A 10440-nucleotide genomic window follows, 5' to 3' on the forward strand; every position below is an offset into this window, starting at 1 on the left:
GTCATCAGCGCGCGATCGAGGCCGACGGGCTCGATACGGTGCTGGCGACGATCATCCGCATGGCCAATGACGGCATGTGGTTCGCCGAGAGTTTTAATCTGATGCGCTACGACAGCGAGCTGAAGGACGCGGTCGAAAAACGCCTGCTGTCATGGACGCGCGGCGAAGACCTGCCCGATCAACTGCCGGCGAGCCGGGACGGGGACGCGACTATCGTGAAGACCACGAACAAGAAGAAATGAGGAGAGGAACCGATATGACGAAACTGGACGAATTGCTTTCCCGCGTGCGCCTCGACCGCAGGTCGCTGCTCGCGGGCGCCGCCGCCACCGTGGCCGCCGGCGCTCTGGCTGAGCCGCGCCGCGCGCGGGCCGCGACGACGCTAAACTGGATGGGCTGGCAGGGTTATGACAGCCCGCTCAAGCAGGGCACGTTCCTGGCCGACAACGGCATCGACCTCGCCACCACCTACATTGCCGGCAATGAGGAGATCATCACCAAGCTGCAGGCGGGCGGCTCCGTCGATCTCGCGACCATCTATTTCGGCCATGTGCCGATCATGGTCGGCGCCGACCTGATCGAGCCGATCGATGAAAGCCTCGTGCCCGATCTCGGCAAGATTTTTCCGCGCTTCCTCGACGTCGATTCGATCCGCCACGACGGCAAGCTCTACGCGGTGCCTTTCACCTGGGGCACGCTGCCGATGGTCTACGATCCGGCCGCCATACCCGAGGCGCCGACCTCTTGGAAGGACTGCCTGAAGGACGAATACAAGGGCAAGGTGGCGCTGACCGACGACATTTCGGGACTTATCTCGACCTGGTCGCAGATCGTGACGGGAACCAAGACGCCGACCCGGCTGACGAAGGCCGAACTGAAAGAGACGGTCGATTTCCTGATCAAGATCAAGAAGGAGCATGCGCGCACCTTCTCGCCCAATTACGGCGAGGCGACGGACCTGTTCGCGCGCGGCGAAGTGGTGATTTCGGCCATAGGCTGGGATGCGCAGGTCGGCTTCGCCGACAAGAAGGGCAAGAAGCTCACCTATGTGCTGCCGGCCGAAGGCGCCATGGCCTATATGGACACGATCGTTATTCCCAAGAACGCGGCCAGCCGCGATCTCGCCTACAAGGCGCTCGCCCAGGCGGTCTCGCCGAAGGCACAGGCCGTGCTCGCCGCCGAACTGACGCAGGCCGTGGTCAACAGCGAGGCCGTGGCTCTGGTGGATGACGCCAACCGGGCCATCTATCAGTACGGCAATCTCGACAAACTGCTCGAACGCGCCAAGTTCAATCCCTTCTGGCCGGCCGAAGACGATGGCACGCACGCCACCTACGACCAGGTCCAGGACGAATATCAGCGCTTCCTGCAAGCATGAGCATCGATGTCCTAGCAGCCGGGGAGGCGGCCAGACCGCCTCTCCTTCGTGTTTCAGGGGTAACCAAGCGCTACGGCGCGGCCGTCGCCCTGCATCCGATCGATCTGGAAGTCCGGGAAGGGTCGTTCACGGCGATCCTGGGACCTTCCGGCTGCGGCAAGTCAACGCTTCTGCGCCTGATCGCCGGCTTTGCCGAGCCAAGCACGGGCAAGGTCGAAATCGCAGGCCGCGACGTAACCAGGCTCGGCCCGGAAAACCGGCCGACCAACATGGTGTTCCAGGGCTACGGGCTGTTCCCGCATATGAGCGTGGCCGAGAATGTCGGCTTCGGCCTGTCGATCGCCAGGCGACCGCGCCGGGAAATCGACCAGCGCGTCACCGAGGCGCTTGCGCTGGTGCGGCTGGAAGAATTCGCCACACGCCGCATCAGCGCGCTGTCCGGCGGCCAGCAGCAACGCGTAGCGCTGGCGCGGGCGCTGATCATGCGGCCGCTGATTCTGCTGCTGGACGAGCCGCTCGCGGCGCTCGACCTGAAGCTGCGCCAGGCCATGCAGACGGAGCTGCGCCGCATCCACCGCGAAACCGGCGGCACCTTCATCTTCGTCACCCATGACCAGAGCGAGGCCTTTTCGCTGGCCGACAATCTGATCGTCATGAATGAGGGCCGCATCGAGCAGGCCGGCGTGCCGCAGGACGTCTATATGCGGCCGAAGACGCTGTTCGTTTCGCAATTCGTCGGCGACACCAACATCCTGCCCGGCATCCGGCGCGGCGACCATGTGGAGCTGGCGCTGGGCGCCCGGTTCTCCTCTCCCGGCCGGCAGGGCCAGACCACTTTCGTGCTGCGCCCCGAGGCGCTGCGGCTCGACGCGGCGACGCCGGGCGATGCCGGGCATGGCGGGACGGCGCTTCACGGCACCATCGACGAGATGCTGCTGCTGGGTGGCGAGGCGCGCATCACCCTGTCTATCGGCAATGGCGAGACGCTCGTGGCGCGCCTCAGCGACCCACGCGACGGCGAGGCGTTTCGCACCGGCATGAAAGTAACGGTGAGCTGGGCCGAAAAGGCGCTCATCGAAGTCGGGGTAGCGGCATGACCGGTTGGCCGCGCATGCTGCGTCGTGGGCTGGCGCTGTTTCCGGCCTTCGGCATCCTCACCGGCCTGTTCTTCATGCCGATCGCGCTGCTGCTGGCGGTCAGCTTCTGGTCGGTCAGATCATACAGGCTGGTGCCCGGCTTCGCGCTGGACGCCTATGCGAGAACCTTCTCGTTCTATGGGCCGCTCTTCATCTCGACGATGCTGATCGCGGCCGCCGTGGCGCTGCTTTGTGTCGTGGTCGGCTTCGTCTTCGCCTATGGCGCGCGTTTCCGTTCCGGCCGTTACGGCGATCTCTTCATCCTCGCCACGATGATCACGCTGTTCGGCGGCTATCTGGTCAAGATCTATTCGTGGAAGGCAATCCTCAGCGCCAACGGCATCCTCAATTCGACGCTGCTGTGGCTCGGCCTTGTCGATACGCCGGTCAGCTGGTTCATCTTCAACCGGGGCGCGGTCATCGTCGCGCTTGCGCATTTCCTTTTGCCCTTCGCCATCCTGCCGATCTACTCGGCGCTGCGCAATGTACCCGACATCACGCTGGAGGCCGCGCGCGATCTTGGCGCCTCGCCGTGGACGACTCTGGTCAGGGTGGTGCTGCCGCAATGCAAGGCCGGTCTCGTCGCCGCCTTCGCCATCTGTTTTCTCAGCGCCGCCGGCGACTATGTGACGCCGATGTTCCTTGGCGGCGGCAGCGGCATCATGCTCGGCCAGTTCATCGTCAGCGAATTCTCGACACGCTTCAACTGGCCGGTCGGGGCGGCGATGTCGTTCTCGCTGATGGGCGTTTCGGCGCTGGTCATATCAGCCATATGGCTGGCGGTCGTGGGGAGGCGCGGATGATGCGTATCGTGGCGTTCGCGTGGTCGCTGGTGATGGGGTTGCTGTCGGTCTTCCTGCTCGGGCCGCTGGTGCTGGTCGCCATCTTCTCGTTCAGTTCCAACGCGCTGATCAGTTTCCCGATGGGCGACCTGACGCTGAAATGGTACCGCGATCTGTTCGTCAATCCGGATTTCTACGCGGCCCTGAGCAATTCGCTGGCCATCGCGCTGCCGGTGGCGCTGATCTCGACGGTCACCGGCACGCTCGCCGCCTATGCCTTCGCCGAATGGCGCACCCGGCTTGGCCTGCCGCTGCTGGCGCTGCTCGGCCTGCCGGTGCTGTTGCCGCCGCTGGTCATCGCCATATCGCTGGTGGTGCTCTATGTGCGCTGGCTCGGCCTGCCGCTCGGCCGTCCGGCCGTCATCGGCGGCCATGTGCTGGTGACGCAGCCGCTCGTCGCCGCCGTGATCGCCTCGCGCATGGCGAGCTTCGACTTCACCGTGCTGGAGGCGGCAAGGGACCTTGGCGCGAGCCGATGGCAGACCTTCTGGAAAGTTACGCTGCCGCAGATGCGGGCGGCGATCGTCGGCGCGGCGCTGATCGCCTTTGCGCTGTCGCTGGACGAATTCATCATCGCCGTCTTCACCATCGGCGGCGGCAACACGATCTCGACCTTCGTCTGGGGCAAGATCAAGACAACGCTCGATCCGTCCATCAACGCCATCGCCACCATCCTGTTGCTGATGACGATAGGCCTGACGCTGATCGCGTTGCGGCTGACGCGGTATCGGGGTTAGCCCGGCTGGGTCTGCCAGTTACCGCCAGCAAGAGCGGCATAAAGCGCATCCGCGTCGACGCCGAGCGACCGGTCCTCTTTGAGCGTCGGGACGAGCGCCCGGATCACGGCGTGGACCGCCGCGGTGCGCGGAGCCGGCGCGAAACCGTCGCGCAGGTCGACCGCCTGTGCCGCCGCCATCATTTCGAAAGCGATCAGCCGCCGCCACAGCACGATCATCCCGGCGCATTTGGAAACCGCCAGGGGCGATTGGGTGGCGTGGTCCTCGACGCCTTCCGAAACCGGGAGGAAATCGAGCATCACCGGATTGGCCTTGTGGCGGATCGCGGTCAGGATGGACGTCGCGGTCTTCTGTAGCGGCACGAAACCGGCCGAGGCGCCGCCGACCGGCGACAGATATTTGGGCAGGCCGTTGCGGCCGGATCCGGTGAGCTGGATGAAGCGGGCCGTCGTCGCCGCCGCGCATTGCGCGATCGCCAGTCCAAGTGTCTCGAAGGCGAGCGAGAGTGAAGCCGTGTGGAAATTGCCCGTCGATATCACGACGTCGTCCTCGCCCAGCACCAGCGGATTGTCGGCGGCGGCGTTGAGCTCGACCTCTACGGCATTTTTCGCCTGATCGATCGCGCCGATCAGCGCGCCATGGATCGAGGGCATGCAGCGGATCGACAGCGGATCCTGGATCGTGGTCGGCGCCGGTGCGTCTTCGCGGGCGAGAAGGTCGTGCAAGGCCTTGGCGGCTTCGGCCTGTCCGGTCGCCGGGCGCGCCATCTGCAGGCGCGGATCGAGGATGGTGCGGTTGGCGCCGATGCCTTCCATGGTCAGCGCGCCGGCCTGCTGCTGCTGGGCAAGCGCCGACAGCGCATCCGTCACCGCGAGCGCGCCGTTGCCGGCCGAGAAAGCGGAAGCGTTGATCAGCGACAGCCCGTCCTTGGGCGCCAGGCTGATGGGTGCGAGGCGCGCCATCATCAGCGCTTTGGCCGCCGGCATGCGTCGGCCCTGATAGTCGGCTTCGCCTTCGCCGATCAAAAGGCGGGCAAGCGCGGTCATCAGCACGAGGTCGCCGGCGCCGATCGAGCCCAGCGATGGCATGACCGGATGGACGCCGGCATTCAGTGCCTCCACGAGCGCGACGAAGACGGCGGGCGAAAGGCCGGAGCCGCCGGCCGAAAGCATCGTCAGCCGGGCAAGCATGGTTGCCCGCACCGCCTCGATCGGCAAAGCCTCGCCGACAGCGCCGCTGCGGCCCTCCAGCAACTGACGCTGGAAGGCGCTGGCGTCACCCTCGACCGATGTGCCGAGATTGGCGCCGAGTCCGGTGTTCAGGCCGTATATCTGCTGGCCGGACGCGGCAGCCTGGTCGAGCACCGTGCGCGCTCTTTCCAGTCTGCCGATAACATCGGGGCCGATTTCCACCTTGCGCGCCTCGCGGGCGACGGTGGCGATATCACCGCTGCTGATACCTGTTCCACTGAGGACGAGCGGGCTCATGCGAAGCGCAGCCTCTGGCCGATACCTTGCGCCTGCGCCTTGGCCAGCATCGCCTTGCCGAGCGCGATATCGGACAGCGACAGGCCGCGGTGCCAGAACAGGATGGTTTCGTCGTCGCTCTGCCGTCCGGGCTTGAGACCGGCGGCGATCTGGCCAAGCTCGGCATGCAGCGTCTTTTCGCTCAGCCGCCCGGTCTCGACATGGGCGCGCAGCGAGCCGAACTTGCCGCCCTTGCACTGGCCCCAGTCGTCGACCACCATCTTCTGCATGATGTCGGTCAGCGACAGTTCCACAGCGCTCATCGTGCCATAGGGCACGACCAGCGCGCCGGGCTTGATCCATTCCGTCTTCAGCAAAGGTGTCGGCTCCGAAAGCCGCGATGCCTCGACGACGATGTCGGCGCCCTCGACGCATTCTTTCCAGTCGCTGACAGCGGTGACCTTCTTGCCGAGATCGGCCGAAAGCCTGGCGGCGAAGCCGTCGCGGCTTTCCGGGCGGCGCGAGTGGACGCGGATCTCGTTGAAGTCGAAGAGATGGTCGAGCAGGCGCACATTCCAGTAGGCGGTGCCGCGCGCGCCGATATGGGCGAGCACTTTGGAATTCCCGCGCGCCAGGTGCTTGGCGCCGATCGCGGTGACGGCGCCGGTGCGCATGTCGGTGATGACGGTGGCGTCGAGAATGGCGCGCGGCGTGCCGGTGCGTGGATCGAAAAGGTTGAGGATGCCGAATTCGGAGGGCAGCCCGTGCAGATAGTTGTCGACATAGTCGCCGACGATCTTCACGCCGGCGGCGTCGAGCGGCGCGACATAGCCGCGAAGCACGTTGAAATGGCCGTGAAAGGAGGGGTCCGGCTCGAGATGGACGCGCGGCTCGATAACGGTCTGGCCCTTGCCCTGCGCGATGAGCCCGGCCTCGACGGCGCCGATGATCTCGGCGTCGGTCATGGCAAGGGCTTCGATGTCGAGGGCGTTCAGATAGTCGATATAGATGGGCTTCATGCGTGCGCGGTTCCTCGGGAGCCCCCACCCATTCCATAACAGGCAAACCGTCGACACGAAAGTTTGTTGGACAATCTATGGACTGAACCAGCCGAATGCTGTTCAAACCGCTTCGCCATGGCAGTCACTTCCCAAGACCAGACCACATCCCAGCCGACCAGGACCGAGACCGAAGCCAATGCGCGGCGCGTGGCGCTGATCGTCGCCATCGCCTTCTTCATGCAGCTGCTGGATTCGACGATCATCTCGACCTCGCTGCCGCAGATGGGCGCTTCCTTCGGCGTGCCGGCGGTGGCTATGAGCATCGGCATAACGGTCTATATGCTGACCATGGCTGTGTTCGTGCCGCTGTCGGGATGGCTTGCCGACCGGTTCGGCGCCCGCAACATCTTTCTCGTAGCGATCGCACTGTTCACGCTGGCTTCGCTCGGCTGCGGCGTCTCGCGGAATCTGACCGAATTCGTTGCCGCCCGTGCCGTGCAGGGGCTGGGCAGCGCGCTGATGACGCCGGTCGGGCGCATTCTGGTGCTGCGCAATGCGTCGAAATCGGAACTCCTCAACGCCACGGCGCTGATCACCTGGCCGGCGCTGTTCGCGCCCGTCGTCGGGCCGGTGCTGGGCGGCTTCATCACCACTTATCTCTCCTGGCACTGGAACTTCTTTATCAACATCCCCCTTGGACTGATCGGGCTAGCGCTGGTCGGCCGCTTCATTCCCGGCGACCGCGAGGCCGACGCCAAGCCGCTTGACTGGCCGGGGTTCTTCCTGACCTCGCTCGGGCTCGCCTGCCTGCTCTACGGCCTCGAACGCATCGCGCATCCCGAGGACGGCCTGCTGCCGACCGCGGCCCTGCTTGTCGCGGGCATCGCCATCGGCTGGGTCGCGGTGCGGCATCTCAATCGCGCGCCGCATCCGCTGCTCGATCTTTCTTCTCTGGAGGTGCAGACCTTCGCCATCTCGACGCTGGCCGCCGGCACCATCTTCCGGGTGGTAATCAACGCCACGCCGTTCCTGCTGCCGCTGCTGTTCCAGGTCGGGTTCGGCCTGTCGCCGGTCGATGCCGGCATGATGATCCTGGCCTATTTCCTCGGCAATCTCGGCATGAAGACGGTGACGACGCCGACGCTGCGCCGTTTCGGCTTCCGATCGGTGATGGTCGTCAACGGCATCATCGCCTCCGCCGCGATCATGGCGTGCGGCGCGATCTCGCCGCAGACACCGCAAGTGCTGGTGATTGCGCTCATGCTGATCGCCGGCCTGTCGCGTTCTATGCAGTTCACCGCGCTCAACACGCTGGCCTTCGCCGATATAGCCGCGCCGCAACGCAGTTCGGCGGCGACGCTGTCGTCCATGCTGCAGCAGGTGGCGATGCTGTTCGGGGTCGCGGTGGCGGCGGCGATCCTCAACCTGTCGCAGATCGCCAGGTCGAGACCCACCCTCGACCTCGTCGACTTTCGAATCGCCTTTCTTGTGATCGGGGCCATCGGCCTCGTCACGTCGTTCCGTTTCCTGGTCTTGCCGAGGACCGCCGGAGCCGAGGTTTCCGGCCACGGCGCCAGGAACTGAAAATCGGATTTCCCGGCTGATCGCAGGGTTAAATTCCGCCTTGTGCTTTCGGCTTGGTGCGCTGCGTTCGCCGATGTCCCCGATCACGAAAACAATTGCCAAAAACGCAGGAGTTTCCGGGCATTGCGCCAGTTTTGGCAATCGATGCGTCCACCTCGGGAATCTGTCGTCGAGCACGCTTTCTGAACGCGGATTCATTTGACGAAGCGGCGCTGAGCCGATTAGCTTTCCCTCAGGGATGGCAGCGCTGCCATCGGGGTGAAGCAGACAATGAACGCGATCGGCCGGCCGAGTTTCAGGAGCCTGAACCAGGAAGGCATTGTCTTTGCCATAGCGGTCGCGCTGTTCGCCGCCGCCGCGATCGGCCTGCCGGGCTTCCTGACCGCCGACAACATCGTCGCGATCGTGCGTTCGGTGTCGGTGCTGGGCATTCTGGCGCTGGGCATGGCGGTCGTCATCATCGGCCGCGGCATCGATCTGTCGGCAGTGGCGATCATGGCGATGTCGGTCGCCTGGTATCTGCAACTGCTCAACACGGGAACGCCGGACGGGCTCGCTTTCGCCTATGTGCTGGTGGGCGTGCTCGCCATCGGCCTGCTCAACGGCTTTCTCGTCGCCTATGCCGACGTGCCGGCGATCTTCGTCACGCTTGCAACGGGCTCTTTCGTCTTCGGCTATGTGCGATCGCAGCTGATCACGCAGGACGCGGTGCCGGTGCCGCAGGGCCACTGGGTCGAATTGCTCGGCGGACTGCGCTTCCTCGACATTCCGGTCGAGGTCTTCGTGTTCGCGGGCCTTGCCTTCCTCGTCTTCCTGTTCCTGCGCTACACCAAATGGGGCCGCTACATCTATTTCGCCGGCGACAATCCGGTCGCGGCGCGCAATATCGGCATTCCGGTGCGGCCGATGCTGGTGCTGCGCTATGTGCTGTCGGCCGTCGTGTCGCTCGTCGCAGGGCTTTTGACGGCCGCCAGCCTGCATTCGATCAACACGCGCGTCGTCAATTCGACGCTGCTTTACGACATTGTGCTGGTGGCGGTGATCGGCGGCATCGGCCTGTCGGGCGGCAGGGGCGGGGTGCGCAATGTGCTGGTCGGGGCCGCGCTGATCGGCATCCTGCTCAACGCCATGACCATCATCGACATTCCGCTGCTCTACCAGAACCTGATCAAGGCGGCGATCCTGCTGGGCGCCATCATCGTCGACGGCATCATCAATCCACGCGACGAACAGACGGCACAGCAGGGCGACATTTAGGGCAGGTGGGCGGGCCCATCTGCTCGGGGGTACCCGGAGCGACCAAGACGGTCGGCCGGCAATGAAAACCGAACCAGAGGACGTGAGATGAAACTGATCAGAACATTGATGGCCGCGGCCACGGCGCTTGCCGTCACCGCCTTCGTGGCGCCGACCTTCGCCGCCGACGATCCCGGCCCGGCCGCCTACGCCAAGGCGCTCAACGGCAAGCGCGTCATGCTGGTGCCGCTGGCCATGGGCTTCGACCTGGCGCAGGGCTGGGCGCATTATCTGAAGAAGGAAGTCGAGGGCTGGGGCGGCACGTTCGAGACGCGCGATCCGAACTGGGTCGTCGATGCCGGCGCGCAGGCGATCACCGATGCGATCTCGTCTGATACCAGGCCCGACGTGCTGATCATCCATGCGCCCGACCTCAACTCCTATTCCAAGCTGATGAAGAAGGCGCAAGCAGCCGGGACATATGTGATACTGGTCGACAATCCGGCCAATTTCCCGGCCGACGCCTTTGTCGGCAGCGACTGGGACCGTCTCGGCCAGCTCGAGGCTGAAGCCGCGATCAAGGGCTGCGGCGAGAATTCGTCGAAGAAAATCGGCCTGGTGCAGGGCGATCAGGCGAACTCGTCCAGCCTCTATCAGTATGCCGGCATCATGAAGGTGCTGGACAAGCATCCCGACTTCAAGGTGGTCGCCAAGCCCGACTCCAACTGGGATGCCACGACCTCGCGCAACGTGACCACCACGATGCTGCAGCAGAACCCGGATATCTGCTCGATCATCGATTTCTGGGACGGTGACGCCACCGGCGCGTCCGCGGCGATCCGCGATGCCAAGCTCGACGGCAAGGTGTTCCTGGTCACCACCGGCGGCGGCGAGAAGGCGGCCGATTGCGACAAGCTGGCGGATGGCACCTACGGCGCCGTGGTGATGACCGATCTCGCCCGCCAGTCGGGCGACATGAACGCCATCATCAAGTTCCTGCTGCAGAGCGGCCAGCCGGCCGGCACCTCGCACACCTACATCTACACGCTGGAGAAGGCGA

9 protein-coding genes and 1 pseudogene are annotated in these 10440 nt (G+C 64.9%); 8 read left to right on the forward strand and 2 right to left on the reverse strand.

Features of this window, described 5'->3' with window-relative positions; translation table 11 throughout:
* From J0I79_RS00300 to J0I79_RS00320, 5 genes and pseudogenes are all read left to right on the forward strand, one after another.
* A pseudogene (locus tag J0I79_RS00300) lies at positions 1 to 242 on the forward strand (hypothetical protein); the annotation flags it as partial.
* A gap of 14 nt (positions 243 to 256) precedes the next feature.
* Positions 257 to 1378: an extracellular solute-binding protein gene (locus J0I79_RS00305; protein WP_292854217.1), complete on the forward strand. Its 1122-nt coding sequence runs from the start codon at positions 257 to 259 to the stop codon at positions 1376 to 1378.
* A complete protein-coding gene (locus J0I79_RS00310) occupies positions 1375 to 2475 on the forward strand; it encodes an ABC transporter ATP-binding protein (RefSeq protein ID WP_292854219.1) in 1101 nt (366 codons plus the stop codon). Before J0I79_RS00305 ends, J0I79_RS00310 begins: the two co-directional genes overlap by 4 nt.
* The gene (locus J0I79_RS00315) at positions 2472 to 3317 is read left to right on the forward strand and encodes an ABC transporter permease (protein WP_292854221.1); all 846 of its coding nucleotides are present in this window, start codon (positions 2472 to 2474) and stop codon (positions 3315 to 3317) included. Before J0I79_RS00310 ends, J0I79_RS00315 begins: the two co-directional genes overlap by 4 nt.
* Positions 3314 to 4093 (forward strand): ABC transporter permease, encoded by a 780-nt coding sequence (locus J0I79_RS00320; RefSeq protein WP_292854223.1) that lies wholly within the window; start codon positions 3314 to 3316, stop codon positions 4091 to 4093. The genes J0I79_RS00315 and J0I79_RS00320 overlap by 4 nt, the downstream gene beginning before the upstream one ends.
* Here J0I79_RS00320 and hutH read toward each other — a convergent pair.
* Together hutH and J0I79_RS00330 are read right to left on the reverse strand one after the other, a co-directional pair.
* Positions 4090 to 5580, reverse strand: a complete 1491-nt coding sequence (gene hutH, locus J0I79_RS00325) for a histidine ammonia-lyase (RefSeq protein ID WP_292854225.1) — start codon at positions 5578 to 5580, stop codon at positions 4090 to 4092. The two genes, J0I79_RS00320 and hutH, sit on opposite strands and share 4 nt — an antisense overlap.
* Positions 5577 to 6578, reverse strand: coding sequence for an ornithine cyclodeaminase family protein (locus J0I79_RS00330; protein WP_292854227.1), 1002 nt, complete (start codon positions 6576 to 6578; stop codon positions 5577 to 5579). Before J0I79_RS00330 ends, hutH begins: the two co-directional genes overlap by 4 nt.
* A gap of 117 nt (positions 6579 to 6695) precedes the next feature.
* Here J0I79_RS00330 and J0I79_RS00335 point away from each other — a divergent pair, with 117 nt between their 5' ends.
* The 3 genes from J0I79_RS00335 to J0I79_RS00345 all read left to right on the forward strand — a co-directional run.
* Positions 6696 to 8144 (forward strand): DHA2 family efflux MFS transporter permease subunit, encoded by a 1449-nt coding sequence (locus tag J0I79_RS00335; RefSeq protein WP_292854229.1) that lies wholly within the window; start codon positions 6696 to 6698, stop codon positions 8142 to 8144.
* Between the two features lie 270 nt (positions 8145 to 8414).
* Positions 8415 to 9401 carry an ABC transporter permease gene (locus tag J0I79_RS00340; protein ID WP_292854231.1) on the forward strand — a complete coding sequence of 329 codons (987 nt, stop codon included), beginning with the start codon at positions 8415 to 8417 and terminating at the stop codon, positions 9399 to 9401.
* An 87-nt stretch (positions 9402 to 9488) separates the two neighbouring features.
* Positions 9489 to 10440 (forward strand): sugar ABC transporter substrate-binding protein (locus tag J0I79_RS00345; RefSeq protein WP_292854233.1); only part of this gene is annotated, 952 nt, incomplete at its 3' end.

Origin of the sequence: Mesorhizobium sp., from assembly GCF_017306585.1 — a bacterium.
In the GTDB taxonomy this organism is placed as follows: Bacteria; Pseudomonadota; Alphaproteobacteria; order Rhizobiales; family Rhizobiaceae; genus Mesorhizobium.

What these genes read in the sequence shown, in the direction of transcription:
- J0I79_RS00330 (WP_292854227.1), bottom strand. Translation starts at nt 6,578, where the DNA reads ATGAAGCCCATCTATATCGACTATCTGAACGCCCTCGACATCGAAGCC.
- J0I79_RS00320 (WP_292854223.1), top strand. Translation starts at nt 3,314, where the DNA reads ATGATGCGTATCGTGGCGTTCGCGTGGTCGCTGGTGATGGGGTTGCTG.
- hutH (WP_292854225.1), bottom strand. Translation starts at nt 5,580, where the DNA reads ATGAGCCCGCTCGTCCTCAGTGGAACAGGTATCAGCAGCGGTGATATC.
- J0I79_RS00310 (WP_292854219.1), top strand. Translation starts at nt 1,375, where the DNA reads ATGAGCATCGATGTCCTAGCAGCCGGGGAGGCGGCCAGACCGCCTCTC.
- J0I79_RS00340 (WP_292854231.1), top strand. Translation starts at nt 8,415, where the DNA reads ATGAACGCGATCGGCCGGCCGAGTTTCAGGAGCCTGAACCAGGAAGGC.
- J0I79_RS00305 (WP_292854217.1), top strand. Translation starts at nt 257, where the DNA reads ATGACGAAACTGGACGAATTGCTTTCCCGCGTGCGCCTCGACCGCAGG.
- J0I79_RS00335 (WP_292854229.1), top strand. Translation starts at nt 6,696, where the DNA reads ATGGCAGTCACTTCCCAAGACCAGACCACATCCCAGCCGACCAGGACC.
- J0I79_RS00315 (WP_292854221.1), top strand. Translation starts at nt 2,472, where the DNA reads ATGACCGGTTGGCCGCGCATGCTGCGTCGTGGGCTGGCGCTGTTTCCG.